The organism is Gilliamella sp. B3482 (genome assembly GCF_026536805.1).
Taxonomy (GTDB): Bacteria; Pseudomonadota; Gammaproteobacteria; order Enterobacterales; family Orbaceae; genus Gilliamella; species Gilliamella apicola_E.
The window spans coordinates 38,755-53,539 of sequence record NZ_JAFNNL010000006.1; the positions used below are offsets into that span (position 1 = coordinate 38,755).

A 14,785-nucleotide genomic window follows, 5' to 3' on the forward strand; every position below is an offset into this window, starting at 1 on the left:
ATTCTAATAAATTTATCAAGATATTACTATTTAAATAATGAAAAATTTTCTATTTTGAACAAACATGATACAATCTTAACATTCGTCAATTATGATTTATAACATTATGAAAAAAAGAATAATAGGTATGATGTTCTCGGTTTTAGCACTGACAAGTTGTGCCACTTATCAAGCTGAAACCAACAGTTATAGTGACCCATTATCAGGTTTTAACAAAACCATGTTTGATGTTAACTATTATGCCCTTGATCCTTATATTTTACGCCCGGCAGCTGTGGTATGGAAAGATTATGTACCAACACCTGTACGTAAAGGCGTTGTTAATTTTTCATCTAACCTTTCTGAACCAGCATCAGTAGTCAATAGTGCACTACAAGGCGAAGGCCGTGAATCTGGTAAACATTTAGCTCGATTCTTTATCAATACCGTTTTTGGTGTGGCGGGTATATTTGATGTTGCTGGAATGGCGGATCCTCAATTACAAAAAGGCTCAAAACGTAGCTTTGGTCAGACATTAGGTCACTATGATGTACCTTATGGTCCTTATGTTGTATTACCTTTCTATGGTTCTGCGACACTTCGTCAGGAAGGTGGTGACATCGTTGACACTTTATACCCACCACTTGTTTGGTTAGATTGGGAATGGGCGTTAGTTCGTGGTGTTGTTGATGGCGTTGAAGCTCGTGCCGTAGCTATTGAGTATGAAGATCTGCTTAAAAATAGTGATGACCCTTATAACTTTATGCGTAATGCTTACTTCCAACGTAATGACTTTAATGCGTCAGGCGGTAAAGTTGATGAGAAAAAAGAGCAACAACGTCAAGAAAGTATCAACGGTATTATTGGCGATATCGACGCCCAATAGAATTTTCCCTACATTAATAAAAAACGCCGGCTTGTTCGGCGTTTTTTATTTTTGCTGCATTTCAGGTAAGTGTTGCCAAAATCGTCTTGGCATATTTTGTCGTTGTAATTTTGGGTTAATTCTTTCTTTTATCGTTAGTGCATTACAATAACGGTACCACATGGTCTGAAAAAGTTTTTCATCATCAGTTAAATAATCTTGGTTAATTTTGTTATTAATAATTAGATCATCGTTTAACGATATTTTCTCCAATTTTTCTAAATCATAAAAATAACCATACTGGCGTTTTTCATCATAAATAGCCCATTTTTGGTCGGCATAACGATCTTTAAAGAATCGTGTCGTTAATGGTAAAGCATTATAAATGGGACCAATAACCGCAAAATAGATCTTTTCATCACTTGTTGGATTTTTGATAGCATTAAATCGAACAAATTGTTGGATATGGTGTTTTTCTTTATTCACTTTTTTAGCGATATCATGAATGGCTAATACATCTGGATCGCCAAAATCAGTTTCAATTGAATAGTTAGATTTAAATACTTTGCAAATATAACGAAAAATGATTAAATCACTTTCAGGCAGCTCTGATAACCAAGTAAATAAGATCTGATTTAGTGCAATCTTAGATAACTTTTTTTGTAGCGCCGAATATACCCTTTCATACTTGCTATTACGAAATTCAACATGGTGAGAATCAGATACCAAAAGCGGTACAACATCATCATCCGACAACAAGCATTCCGGCATTTTTTTAAGTTTAAACGCATCAAAAACCGCGCATAACAATCCTTCGAAAGATTTGTCATAATAAAAAGCTAGCATAACTTACCATCCCATCACAAGCTGCTGAGGAATAGGATCTTTTTTAGCTTCAAGTAATGGCGGATCTTGCAGGTTCAGTCGAATATATTCATCAGATGACTCGAGCAATTTATAGGTACTCATTTCATGGCAAACAATAAAAAATTGCGCACGTTTAAGCACAACGCCTATGCGTTTTAACGCTTCAATATTAAGTTTTCGATGTCGCCTTGCCATCACTATTAATTTAGCTGATTTAACACCAATGCCAGGAACTCGCAAAATTTTTCGATAACTATCACGATTGATATCTACCGGAAAAAACTGCGGATTACGAATCGCCCAAGACAATTTTGGATCGACAGTTAAATCAAGATCAGGATGTTCATCATTAACAATCTCATCAACGCTAAAATCATAAAAACGAAGTAACCAATCAGCTTGGTACAAACGATTTTCGCGAACTCGTGGAACTTCTTGCAACACCGGCAATCGCTTGTCATAACTATTGACCGGAATAAACCCCGAATAGTAAACCCGCTTCATACTTGGCCGTTTATAAAGTTTGGCAGTAAGTTGTAATATTTGATTATCGGTTTCATCTGTCGCCCCAATAATTACCTGGGTGCTCTGCCCTGATGGTACAAATTTTGGAGTAGACTTAATTTTTTTGCGATCTTCAATATTTTCCATCAAATTTTGTTGGATATGACGCATTGGTTGATAGATCGTTTGATGATCTTTATCCGGTGCAAGTAATTTTAAATTACGTTCAGTAGGAATCTCTAGATTGACACTCATTCTATCAACTAATAAACCGGCTTCTTTGATAAGCTCATTACTTGCGCCAGGAATAGCTTTCATATGGATATAACCATTAAAATGGTATTCTTGACGTAGAATTTTGACTACCCGAATCATTTTTTCCATTGTGTGATCAGCACTACGCATAATGCCAGAGCTTAAAAAAAGTCCTTCGATATAATTGCGACGGTAAAATTCAATGGTTAAATCGGCTAACTCTTTTGGAGTAAATCCAGCTCGTGGGATATCATTACTTTGGCGATTAATACAGTAAGCACAATCAAATATGCAGTAATTGGTTAGCATAATCTTTAATAACGAGACACATCGACCATCGGCGGTAAAAGAATGACAGATACCACAACGAGAGGCACTACCAATACCTTTATTTTTATTATTGCGTGAGGTACCGCTTGATGCGCACGAAATATCATATTTTGCAGATTCTGCCAATATCTCAAGCTTTGACATCATTTTGTCTTGAATCATAATTACCACCAATGACTGTATATATTTACAGCATTATAACTATTTTACTTGCATCTGCAAGTAAATTATCAGATCAAAAATAGGAAATATTTGCTCAATAAAACTGCATATAAACTCTACTTTATTAAGAGACTATAAATAAAATGTAAAAAGCGGGAGTATCATTGATTACTTATTCCACTAACCCTATCTTATTTAAAAATTGTGAAATAAAATCAATCATAGGGTATTGTTCAGCTTACAAGTGTACGCTATAATCACACCAATTTTTCATACGAAGCTGGTTAACTTAGGAGTAAAGCATTAGATGAAACGTGTAGTAATCACAGGATTAGGTATTCTTTCAAGTATTGGGAATAATACCAAAGAAGTTTTAGAATCATTGAAAGTGGGCCGAAGTGGTATTACTTTCTCTCAAGAAATGAAAGATAGCGGAATGCGCAGTCATGTATGTGGTAATGTTAAATTAGATACAACTGGGCTTATTGATCGCAAAGTTGTCCGTTTTATGAATGATGCATCTATTTATGGTTATCTGGCTCTTCAACAAGCAATCGAAGATGCAAAATTAACCCCAGAACAAGTATCTAATCCTCGTACAGGTCTAATCGCTGGTTATGGTGGCTCAACCAAAACTCAATATAATGTCGTTGCCGGCATGAAAGAAAAAGGTTTAAGAGGTGTTGGTCCTTACGCAGTAACTAAATCAATGTCATCTGCAATATCTGCATGTTTAGCCACACCATTTAAAATTAAAGGTATTAGCTACTCAATGACATCTGCTTGTGCAACATCAGTTCACTGTATTGGTCATGCAGCAGAACTTATCCAACTTGGCAAACAAGACATTGTATTTGCTGGTGGTGGGGAAGAACTTTGCTGGGAAATGTCATGTGAATTTGACGCAATGGGCGCATTATCAACCAAATACAACGACACCCCAGAAAAAGCATCACGCGCTTATGATAAAAACCGTGACGGTTTCGTTATCGCTGGCGGTGCTGGAATGGTAGTTGTTGAAGAACTTGAACACGCGCTTGCTCGTGGTGCACATATCTATGGTGAACTAGTTGGTTACGGTGCAACATCTGATGGTTATGACATGGTTGCACCATCTGGTGAAGGTGCTATGCGTTGTATGCAACTCGCTATTCAAGATCTTGACGCACCAGTTGATTATATCAACACTCACGGAACTTCAACACCAGTTGGTGACGTTAAAGAATTATGGGCAATCAAACAAGTATTTGGAGATAACATTCCAGCTATCTCTTCGACTAAATCAATGACAGGTCACTCATTGAGTGCAACCGGTGCTCAAGAATTAATCTATTCATTACTTATGCTTGAACATGGCTTTATCACACCAAGTATCAACATCGACGAACTTGCTGATGAAGCAGTTGGAATGAACATTATTACCGAGCCAACTGAACGTGAATTAACAACAGTAATGTCAAATAGCTTTGGTTTTGGTGGCACTAACGCTTCAATTGTCATGAAAAAATATAAAGCTTAAGTCTGATAGTTAATGTTTAATAAAAAACCGCACTCATTAGTGCGGTTTTTTATAGCTAAATCAAAGACTAATTATAATACTTTACTTAAAAACAGCTGTGTTCTTTCATTTTGAGGATGATTAAAGATTTGCTCAGGTGAGCCTTGTTCTTGAATGATGCCCTGATCGATAAAAATAACACGAGTTGACATCTCTCTAGCAAAACCCATCTCATGCGTGACAACCACCATGGTCATCCCTTCTTGAGCAAGAGCCTTCATCACGGCTAAAACTTCACCGACTAACTCAGGATCTAACGCCGAAGTAGGTTCATCAAAAAGCATAACTTTCGGGTCCATCATCAATGATCTAGCAATCGCGACACGTTGTTGTTGACCACCGGATAATTGATTTGGATACGCATCAATCTTATCAATCAAACCAACCTTAACTAATAAACCTTCCGCCTTATTAATTGCCTCATTTTTTGGCATCTTCTTGACATCCATTGGTGCCAAAATTAAATTTTCCAATACCGTCATATGTGGAAAAAGATTAAAACGTTGAAAAACCATGCCAACTGATTCACGGAGTTGATTGATATTGGTTTTAGCATCTGGCAATTTAAACCCATTAACTTCAATCTCGCCTGAAGTAATATCTTCTAATCCATTAATGCAACGTAAAAAGGTGCTTTTACCTGAGCCCGAAGGGCCAATAATAGAAATCACCTCTTTTTCCTGAATATCACAAGAAATACCTCGTAGCACATGAATATCGCCAAATTGTTTTTGTAGATTTTTAATGTGAATCACTTTTGCCTAACCTTTTTTCTAAATATTTTACTAATAATGAAAGCAAGAATGTCATTACCCAATACACAATAGAAATCACAATATAAGGTTCAGTATAAGACCCATATGCAGCTCCAGATGTTCTTGCAGCAAAAGCTAAATCAGCCAAACCGATCGCTGCACCGAGTGACGAATCTTTCAAAATAGCTATTGCATTATTACCCAAAGGTGGAAGCATACGTTTAAAAGCCTGTGGTAAAATTACTTTACGCATGGTACTACCATAGCTCATTCCAAGTGACCTTGCAGCTTCCATTTGTCCTTTATCGATTGATTCAATCCCTGCTCTAAAGATTTCGGAAATATAGGCACCGGCATTTAACGTAATTGCCGTAACACAGGAAATAAACGCCCCATACTCAGTACGCCAATAACGAGCGGTGGACATTGAAATAAGATTATCGGAAACCAATAATCCATCACGAGGGTTTAGAAAATATGGCATTAACACATAATGCACTACCATGATTTGAACAAATAGTGGTGTACCACGAAAAGCACTAACATAAATTTTAACAGGCCATTGTACACCATAGTGAAGCACCCATTTCCAAAAACCAAATTTAGCTGATGCGGTTCGCCCAATACCTAACGTCAATCCCCATAATGTCCCTAAAATGACACAAATAATAGTACATTGAACGGTTAATTTTGCCCCCTCGATAAAGAGGGGCGTATATTCTTCAATAATTTGCCAATTAAATGCCATGACTATTCCACTTTACTCTTTAGAATCTAATGGTAAAGATGGGACATTATTATCGAACCATTTTTTATAAATTGAAGCATAAGTACCGTCTGCAACAATTTTTTTCAGGCCTTCATTGATGCTATTGCGTAATTCAGTATTACCTTTAGCAACGGCAATACCAAAATATTGCGATTCAAAACTATTATCATAGACTAAATTGAAATCTTTACCGGGATGCATTTTAATATAAAATTTAACCACACCAACATCAGCAACGGCTGCACTTATACCCTCTTCATAAAGCTCTTGTAGCAATAATGGCGTATTATCAAAACGTTTAATTGCAGTGCTATTTTTACCGAGTACTTTAGAAACAACCACATCAGCCGTACTACCATTAACCACTCCAACAGTATGATTACTTAAATCAGCAATTGACTTAATTTCAGTTGTTTTTTGAGAAACAATAACTTGTTCAGCAGGAAAATACGGTAATGAAAAATCAACAGAGTTTTTACGCTTTTCAGTTATAGTAATACCTGAAATGATAATATCGCGCTCACCATTATCTAAAGTAGCAAAAATGCCTTCCCATGGCGTATTAATTAATTTGATTTTAAAATTTTGAGCTTCAGCAATCGCTTTAATAAGATCAATATCAAAGCCTTCTAACTGCTTATCACTATTTTCATACTCAAAAGGACGATATGTTCCCCCTGCTCCAACCACATAAGTCTGCTCACTGGCAAAACTAAATGAAGATGTGAATAATAAAAGAGAAGACAAAATTACAGAAAAAAAAGAATTACGCATACAGATTCCTATCTATAAATAAATATTCGAAACATAATAACTTTTAAGCAAAATATTTCAACAGAATATTTAACTTAATTGGTGATTAATTAATGCTTTTATAGAGGCTAAAAACCCCGCTCCTCAACTTTTTTTGCATTTAAAAAATGCACTGATTAATAATTAAATTACTCTTAGAATAAACCATTCATCAAAGAAAAAAATACTCAAACCAAGTTTGAGTATTTTCTCAACATTTCTCATCATGTAGATTAACTAAATATTCATTTTTTTAATGAAAAAGGTCAATACCGCTGAGCTTATTAACGCGATCACCATAAATAAGAAGGCGTGGTTGTAGCCTCCGTTGGCGTTGTCTATAAGGAAGCCGATGATGAATGGTGATAATACGCCTGCGACTTGTCCACCAAAGTTGACGATACTTGAGGCTTTGCCCATGATTACCGGCGGAATCATATGCATTAGCATTCCCCAAAAGATAGCAAATGCGATAAACATAAAGAGTGCTGATACGCATTGGAAGACTATAGCAGCCTCAAGATTATCGACTTGGAACATTAAGAAAAGAAATATCCCAGAGATAAAAGCGGTTAAACCATATACATATTTTAATTTTTGTTCGAACTTATCAGCAAAATAACCACCAACTAAAGTTCCTAACGCACCAAATAAGAATGGGATTGCAGCTAAGATACCGGTTTTGGAGAGCGATAATCCTCTTGCTTCAAGTAAATAACTTGGTAACCAAGTGGTGAATCCCCAGAATGTGATATCAAATAAGAACCAAATTAGCGATAACTTCCAGAGTATTGGCATTTTCAATACATCTATTAACGAAGACGAGCTCTCTTCGACTGAGACATTATCGTTGATTATTTCTAATTCTTGCAGTTCATCGGCACCAATCAGACTATTTTCAGATGGATTATTGTGAATAAACTTGTAGATAAAAAAGCCTAATATAAAACCAGGAATACTTAAGATGATAAATACATCACGCCAACCTAACCATTCAATAATGGCAACTGCCACAATTACAGATATTGCTGGTCCTAATGTGTTGACGGAAGATTGAATTGCCGTTGCTCGTCCTCGTTCTTTGGCAGGGAAATAAGTAGAGATAGTTTTCCAAGACGAAGCTGGGAAACAACCTTCACCGGCACCAAACATAAAGCGAGTCAGCAACATTAATGGTAATACATAAATTAGACCGGTAAAAAGCGTAAACATCGACCACCAAATAATGGCAAAAGCCATCACTTTACGCGGACCAAATTTATCTGATAAATAACCACCGGGAATTTGGAACAGTGCATAACCAATAAAAAATGCACTAATAATTGAACCTTGTACAGTTTTATCGATACCAAGATCATGGCCAATAAACGGCAATGAGACATTCATTACCATACGATCAAGAAACGAAAGTAACCAACCTGACCATAATAGTAATAAAATGGTATAACGCCCTTTCCATTTTTTTTGATTATACCCACAGGTAGGAATTTTAGTATTCAATTTATTCATAAAATTTCCTTAAATAATATCATCCCAATTAACTTAAAGTTAACATTTTTGCTACTATTTTAAATTTACTCTATTTTTAGAGTAATTTGTTGACAATTTGACCAACAAATTACTTCGTTCTAAATTAAAAGCTCAAAAATCCAATGGGTATAATTCCGCTCACTTCAGTGAACTTTTATTATTATTTTATTATTAGCTGTTATAAACGTTCCAGGCAGCTTGTAAACCAGCCCCTTGTACTGTTTTAAAACCAACTCGATTTAACACAGCTTCAAACGCGGTTAATGTTTGCATGACACAAGATTTTCTAGCATTATAGCCCATAGTACCAATACGCCATACATTACCTTTAAGCGGACCGAATGAAGCACCGATTTCAATACCAAAATCATTTAACATTAAATTGCGAACTTCAAGGTCATTAATATGTTCCGGACGAACCACACCAACGACATTATTCATTTTATGATCGAGATCGCCAAACAACTCAAGTTCCATAGCTTGTAAACCAGCAACCATTGCTGCCCCATTAACGTGATGACGCTCAATCACGTTATCTAAACCTTCTTGTAACACAATTCGAGCACATTCGCGTGCAGCATAAAGCATTGAGGTCGCTTCAGTGTGGTGGTTGATACGTTCAGAACTCCAGTAACGGATAATCATATCGATATCAAAATAGTTAGAATAGATCATCTCATCTCGACCACCCGCATCATTTTCAGCACGAATACCCAGCTCAACACATTTACGAGCTTGAATAATCTCGACCATTTTTGGACTTAAAGTAAGAGGAGCAACACCTGGAGGTCCACTTAAACATTTTTGTAAACTCACTGAAACGCCATCAAGTTGCCATTTATCAACTTCAAGTGGGTTACCCACAATCGAAGCAGTTGCATCGACATAAGACAACACACCATGACGACGACAAATTTCACCAATTTTATCCAATGGTTGCAATAATGTGGTTGAAGTGTCACCTTGCACGCAAAGTAATAGTTTGGGTTTGACTTTTTTGATAGCATCTTCAATAACATTAGGATCAAAAACTTCACCCCATGGCACTTCAATAGTATGCACATCAGCACGACAACGGTGGGCAATTTCACAAAGTAATAAACCAAAACGACCAAATACGGGTACTAATACTTTGTCACCCGGTTTAATTGTTGACACAAGAACGGCTTCAATACCGGCTCTTGCAGTACCATCAATAACAAAAGTTTGTTCATTTTTGGTTTTAAAAATATCTCGATAAAGTGACATAGTCTGATTCATATAATCAGTCATAACTGGGTCAAACTGGCCAATTAAAGGTGCCGCCATCGCTCTAGTGACACGAGGATCAGCATTGATTGGACCTGGTCCCATTAATAGTCGCGTAGGCGGATTAATTTGGTCATATTTATCTAGGTCTAACATTATTTTTTCCTTTATTAATATCGAGTTAATTGTTTGAAGATTACACTAACTCATCTTCTCTTATCTATATTTTTCAAAAAATTATTGGCAATGGGATGATGAAACTTAAACAGATTAACAATTTCATTCATCACTTTGCCCATATGCGATTTTTTCCATGCTAATGACAATGGCGATGGCTTACGTTCATTAACCACTTTACAGGCAATCAATTCACCTGAATCTAAATAAGATTGGCAGATTGATTTGGGTAAAAAACCAATACCTAATCCTCTTAAATGGCAAGCCAACTTAGTGGTAATATTTGGCACAATAATCTCAGATTGACTTGGTAATAACCAAGCCACTCGTTTATTCATATGCACAGAGGTATCTTCAACATTAATTGCCGGATACTTACGTAAAGTATCATTAGATAACGCCCCATCAATTTGGGTGATCGGATGATTTTTGGCTGCCACAAACACCCAACTTACTTCACCAAGAGGTAGTATATTAATCATCGTATCAAGCGATTCAGTGCCTGTTGCGCCAATCGCTAAATGGCACTCACCATGCAATAACGAATCCCACACTCCCATATAAACTTGTCGATTTATATTGAAAGTAGTAAAAGGGAATTTTTCTTTTAAAAACGTCAACAAATCGGCTACCGCCTCAACATCATAGAGCAGATTATTGATGGTAATATTAATTTTTCGCTCAACACCATCACGAATCTGTTGTAACTCATCAGGCATGGTTGATAACCAAAGCAACCATTGGCTACATTGCTCATAAAGATGTTGCCCTGCCAGCGTTAGTGTCACAGTCCGTGTGGTTCGTTCAAAAAGTTGAGTATTAAGATCGGCTTCCAATGATTTAATACGATAACTAATCGCTGCTGGTGTTTTGTAAAGTAGCTTAGCCGCTTTTGAAAAGCTATTGCTCTCAACTACTTTAATAAAGGTCCGCATGGTTTCTGTATCTAGCACGATTTAATCCCTTAAAACAAAACGATCAATACCTAACCATATACCAAGTAAGAGATCGGATCCAGAGGTGTGACCATAATTCGATAAATTTTTTATTGATGAATGGTGATATTTATGTTGTGCAAATGAATTAATCACTTGTAGCACCAACAACGAAAATTTACCTTGAAGTGCATAAGTCAAAAAACTAGCACTAACAGTTGTGGTTAACAAATGTAATGACAAACGCTCAAAGGCGAATTTAAGCTGTCGAATTTGATTGTCAAAACGGCAATCGCTTGAGATAACCGCCAACATCCCCACGATAATATCATCAAAACTTGGCGTTAAACCCGGCCCTAAGCCAATAAACGACGTAATATCATCTGCTTTACCATTCATCAAATTAGTCATGGTATTACATAATAATTCGAGTTGATATTGACCAGATAAATTGTCACTTAATTTACCAAATAAGCCGGTAGGATTTTCTATCTCTTTCAATAGATTAGCAATTTGTGATTTATTAACTAATGAATGTTTTTTTATATTTAATTGACAAACATGCGTATCAAGTGAAATTAAAAAAATCCCAACTTGCAAATCACCCGTTGCCGATTGATAAATAGATAAATCACTACCTAACGACAAAACATAATCAAAATCAGACGATTTAAGTACTATGCCCATGGGCGACAAACCGCTGTTATAACGATGTATAGTAATTAATTGCTGATCATCATTGATTAAATTAATCGTTTGCTGATGAGTACTAAAGAGTGACAACTCACCCGCTTTTATCGGAATATCCGCACTAACTAAAAGTGGTTTGATAATATGAGATGCTTGCGACAAACCACGCTCTTGCAAATAATCAACAGCGGGGATAGTAAGTCGCTGATTATTTAGCGACTTATTTAAACATTCATCATCTACATACATCAAACTCATAGCCTATACGTCTAGTTTTTTTGCTAATGCCTCGAGTGCTTTTTCAAAACAAGCTAACGGTGCTCTAACTGTACCTGCACCAATTTGGCCCACTCCTGCTTGTTTATGGGCAATACCCGTGTTAATTAATGGCGTGATCCCGGTTTCGACAACTAAACGAAGATCTAACCCTAAACAGCATCCTTGGAAATTCCATGTAGGAATTTGGAATAACATATTATGTTCTAAATAGATTTCACTCATCTCTTCAGATACTTCATATGCAACATCCGTGCCACCGGCACCAACAAATCGAGTTACCCCTGGTGCTGCAACCATAGCCGCCCCGCCTATACCAAAGGTTTCAGTAATAGCACTATCACCTATATCTGGGTTTGCATCTTTTTGTGAATAACCAGTAAAGAATAGGCCTTGTGGAGTATTAACTGGCGCGGTAAACCACTGATCGCCAAGACCACTGACTTTAATACCAAATTCTTTACCATTACGCGTCATTGCTGTAACAATAGATCCCTCTTTAATTTGCGCTGCGCTATCCATAATTGATTTACAAAATGCCATAGCAACATTTAAGAAGAACTGATCTGTCACGCTTAAAAAGCTAAAGATTTTTTCCATTTCCGCTTTACTACGATCAAGTAAAATTAATTTTGGTGAAAGCGTTCTTAATAATAATGCTGAAGCAGCAATATTACGTTGATGGAATTCATCACCCATTGTAATAGCTTGTGCCATCAAAGCGGTTAAATCGATACCATTATCAAACAGTTTTAATGCATCATTCAAAGCTGGCCCTAACGACTCTTTCATCCAACGATGACGGTCTAAAACCTCCTGACCATAAGCACCAAAACGCATCACTTTACCAATACCTTCATTTAAATTGCAGTAAGCACGATTACCATGGGTAATGTTTTCAACCACAATCATTGGCATATTGGCTGACGTAATCCCCCCCATTGGACCAACTGCATTAACAGAATGACAAGGGATAAATTCAACTTGGCCTGACTCTAACAAATGCAAAGCTTGCTTCTCATCTTGAGCCCAGCCTTCAAACAAGCAAGCACCAATACAAGCACCTTGCATTGGCCCAGTCATATCATGCCAAACAATCGGTGGTCCAGCGTGAAGTAATTTTTTACCTTGCGCCAAGGTTGGTACAGCTTCTTTAGCGGATATAACGCCTACCCAATGAGGTCTAGCAGCTTTAATTCGTTCAATAATTTTTTGGTTTGCTTCATTTATTGCAGTACGTAACATATCAAAACCTCTTAATTTAATTTTTGCAAAATAGCCGCTAATTTTTTATTACCGCCGGCTATTGGCGCCCATTGATAATGCACAACAGGAATATTCGATGATTGAAGATCTTCAGCAAAACTTCTTAAACCAGCATTAATCACACTAATATGGCTTAATAAAGGATATGGTTTAATGAAATTATTTGATTTAACCGGTGTAATCAGTTTTTTAGCTAACAAAATAGCTTCCGGTAAATTATTCATTACAACAATATTCGCTGATTCTAACGCCTCAATTTGCTTACTACGACATTGCGGATCTTGCTCTGAACCAGTCACGGTTGCGATAGCTATCAATGGATGATTATCACCTCGTTTAGCACAGGCTTTTTGATAACCTGAAATGACTGACTCAGCCGGATTGGCATTTGCGCCATAGCCAATAACCAAATCAACAAGTAATACACCTACGTCGTGATTTTCACCAAGCTGAGCAATTTTATCTTCGCGAATAGATGGATCAATCATAGGATGAGGTTTACCTACAGTGTAAAAATCATCACCTAAATCAATAATTTTATGCCCCTGTTGATCTAACATAATCCCTTTATCATGATGATGACTGGTAGTGAGATTTAGTTCCTGAGCAAGCAACATCGCCGCTTCTGAAGCTAAGGTACCGCCAGTATATAACCCTGTAATCGTTTTATTGGCTAAATTAGGCAACTTATTCGCTATCGCTTCAACTGGACTTAATAAACAGGCTAATCGAGCTGCTTCATCTAATGTTCGTGCAAAATAGATATTATCGTCTTGAGGTTTATCGATTTTCGAGCCCAAAAATAAAGCCACCACCGGTTTAGGGATTAACTTCATGGCTGAAATCACTTTTTCCCGCACACTGTCTGCTGGCGGTTTAGAAATAAAGGTAATCACTTGTGTATCAGCATCGGCAGCGAGCATATTTAAGGCAGTAAGCGCACTAATCCCCCCGACTTCAAGCGATAAATCACGCCCACCCAAACCGATAGCTTGCGTAATACCTTGATTCAATAGAGCGATTTGTGAAACCACTTCTTGAATACCCGTACCAGACGCCCCAATTACCCCAATATTCCCTTTAGGAATAACATTAGAAAACGCTAAGGGTGCACCCGCGATAAAGGCCGTCCCACAATCGGGGCCCATCACAATTAAATCTTTTTTAGACGCTTTAGTTTTTAAACGGATTTCATCTTCGATTGATACATTATCAGAAAAAATCATCACATTCTTATTATCATCTAAAGCTTGATCGGCTAACTCAGCGGCGTACTCCCCAGCAATCGAAATTAACACTAAATTAGCATCAGGTAATTTTTTCGTTGCGCTAGCTAAACGCCTTGCTTTAAGTAGTTTTGCACCACCTTGCTGAGCTTGAGCGATATTTTTTAGTGCATCCTCAAGTTGTTGACTAATCAACTCGACAACATCATTAGAGTCATCTTTGGTTTTAATCGCGACACAAATATCATTTGGCGTTGCATCATTAAAACTATCACTCCAAAAACCTGTTGCGGTTAATAAAGATTTATTGGCAGGAGTACCCATCATGACAGATACTTCATCAACCTCATCAAGATTACTCAGTTTTTTTGATATCAACATCAAACTAACAGAATCTTGAAAGCTTCCCTTTTTTATAAAAGATTGAATCATGAGAATAGGCCCCTCAAATAGGATAAATACTGTTAACTTTAAACCTCATTAAGCTCATTAAAAAAATCTAATAGTTAGATTATATTTATATATTACGGAAAAAATAAACAATAAGCAGGTTATACATCACAAAACATTAACGATATCAAAAATATAATATTATTTAAAA

At 36.7% G+C, this 14,785-nt stretch carries 13 protein-coding genes; 2 read left to right on the forward strand and 11 right to left on the reverse strand.

Annotated elements, in window-relative coordinates; genetic code table 11:
* Window positions 1–106 precede the first annotated feature (106 nt).
* Window positions 107–865: an MlaA family lipoprotein gene (locus J3U18_RS09865; protein WP_220225972.1), complete on the forward strand. Its 759-nt coding sequence runs from the start codon at window positions 107–109 to the stop codon at window positions 863–865.
* 45 nt (window positions 866–910) lie between these two features.
* Here the strand turns inward: J3U18_RS09865 and J3U18_RS09870 are convergent, their stop codons facing one another.
* Entirely contained in the window at window positions 911–1,690 is a 780-nt protein-coding gene (locus J3U18_RS09870) for a TIGR03915 family putative DNA repair protein (protein ID WP_065562983.1), read from the reverse strand.
* 3 nt (window positions 1,691–1,693) lie between these two features.
* Window positions 1,694–2,959, reverse strand: coding sequence for a putative DNA modification/repair radical SAM protein (locus J3U18_RS09875; RefSeq protein WP_416380413.1), 1,266 nt, complete (start codon window positions 2,957–2,959; stop codon window positions 1,694–1,696).
* A gap of 310 nt (window positions 2,960–3,269) precedes the next feature.
* Here J3U18_RS09875 and fabB point away from each other — a divergent pair, with 310 nt between their 5' ends.
* Window positions 3,270–4,481, forward strand: coding sequence for a beta-ketoacyl-ACP synthase I (gene fabB / locus J3U18_RS09880; protein WP_065562982.1), 1,212 nt, complete (start codon window positions 3,270–3,272; stop codon window positions 4,479–4,481).
* A 71-nt stretch (window positions 4,482–4,552) separates the two neighbouring features.
* Here fabB and J3U18_RS09885 read toward each other — a convergent pair whose 3' ends face one another.
* The 9 genes from J3U18_RS09885 to fdrA form a co-directional block, all read right to left on the reverse strand.
* Window positions 4,553–5,275 (reverse strand): amino acid ABC transporter ATP-binding protein, encoded by a 723-nt coding sequence (locus J3U18_RS09885; protein WP_267353891.1) that lies wholly within the window; start codon window positions 5,273–5,275, stop codon window positions 4,553–4,555.
* On the reverse strand, window positions 5,262–6,023 hold the full coding sequence (locus J3U18_RS09890) for an amino acid ABC transporter permease (protein WP_065562980.1): 762 nt from the start codon (window positions 6,021–6,023) through the stop codon (window positions 5,262–5,264). The genes J3U18_RS09885 and J3U18_RS09890 overlap by 14 nt, the downstream gene beginning before the upstream one ends.
* A 12-nt stretch (window positions 6,024–6,035) precedes the next feature.
* Window positions 6,036–6,818 (reverse strand): basic amino acid ABC transporter substrate-binding protein, encoded by a 783-nt coding sequence (locus tag J3U18_RS09895; protein WP_065733980.1) that lies wholly within the window; start codon window positions 6,816–6,818, stop codon window positions 6,036–6,038.
* A 255-nt stretch (window positions 6,819–7,073) separates the two neighbouring features.
* On the reverse strand, window positions 7,074–8,345 hold the full coding sequence (locus J3U18_RS09900; RefSeq protein ID WP_267353892.1) for an MFS transporter: 1,272 nt from the start codon (window positions 8,343–8,345) through the stop codon (window positions 7,074–7,076).
* Between the two features lie 192 nt (window positions 8,346–8,537).
* Complete coding sequence (locus tag J3U18_RS09905) at window positions 8,538–9,770, reverse strand: pyridoxal-phosphate-dependent aminotransferase family protein (RefSeq protein WP_267353893.1); 1,233 nt, start codon at window positions 9,768–9,770, stop codon at window positions 8,538–8,540.
* A 50-nt stretch (window positions 9,771–9,820) separates the two neighbouring features.
* Entirely contained in the window at window positions 9,821–10,744 is a 924-nt protein-coding gene (gene allS / locus J3U18_RS09910) for an HTH-type transcriptional activator AllS (protein WP_065562976.1), read from the reverse strand.
* 3 nt (window positions 10,745–10,747) lie between these two features.
* The gene (locus J3U18_RS09915) at window positions 10,748–11,674 is read right to left on the reverse strand and encodes a DUF2877 domain-containing protein (RefSeq protein ID WP_081299525.1); all 927 of its coding nucleotides are present in this window, start codon (window positions 11,672–11,674) and stop codon (window positions 10,748–10,750) included.
* A 3-nt stretch (window positions 11,675–11,677) separates the two neighbouring features.
* Entirely contained in the window at window positions 11,678–12,937 is a 1,260-nt protein-coding gene (locus J3U18_RS09920) for a DUF1116 domain-containing protein (protein ID WP_065562974.1), read from the reverse strand.
* An 11-nt stretch (window positions 12,938–12,948) separates the two neighbouring features.
* The gene (gene fdrA, locus J3U18_RS09925; protein ID WP_065562973.1) at window positions 12,949–14,616 is read right to left on the reverse strand and encodes an acyl-CoA synthetase FdrA; all 1,668 of its coding nucleotides are present in this window, start codon (window positions 14,614–14,616) and stop codon (window positions 12,949–12,951) included.
* Window positions 14,617–14,785: the final 169 nt, after the last annotated feature.

Bases quoted from the DNA above. Each gene is read 5' to 3' on its own strand.
- J3U18_RS09865 (WP_220225972.1), top strand. From the start codon at position 107: ATGAAAAAAAGAATAATAGGTATGATGTTCTCGGTTTTAGCACTGACA.
- J3U18_RS09870 (WP_065562983.1), bottom strand. From the start codon at position 1,690: ATGCTAGCTTTTTATTATGACAAATCTTTCGAAGGATTGTTATGCGCG.
- fabB (WP_065562982.1), top strand. From the start codon at position 3,270: ATGAAACGTGTAGTAATCACAGGATTAGGTATTCTTTCAAGTATTGGG.
- J3U18_RS09890 (WP_065562980.1), bottom strand. From the start codon at position 6,023: ATGGCATTTAATTGGCAAATTATTGAAGAATATACGCCCCTCTTTATC.
- J3U18_RS09895 (WP_065733980.1), bottom strand. From the start codon at position 6,818: ATGCGTAATTCTTTTTTTTCTGTAATTTTGTCTTCTCTTTTATTATTC.
- J3U18_RS09900 (WP_267353892.1), bottom strand. From the start codon at position 8,345: ATGAATAAATTGAATACTAAAATTCCTACCTGTGGGTATAATCAAAAA.
- J3U18_RS09905 (WP_267353893.1), bottom strand. From the start codon at position 9,770: ATGTTAGACCTAGATAAATATGACCAAATTAATCCGCCTACGCGACTA.
- J3U18_RS09915 (WP_081299525.1), bottom strand. From the start codon at position 11,674: ATGAGTTTGATGTATGTAGATGATGAATGTTTAAATAAGTCGCTAAAT.
- J3U18_RS09920 (WP_065562974.1), bottom strand. From the start codon at position 12,937: ATGTTACGTACTGCAATAAATGAAGCAAACCAAAAAATTATTGAACGA.
- fdrA (WP_065562973.1), bottom strand. From the start codon at position 14,616: ATGATTCAATCTTTTATAAAAAAGGGAAGCTTTCAAGATTCTGTTAGT.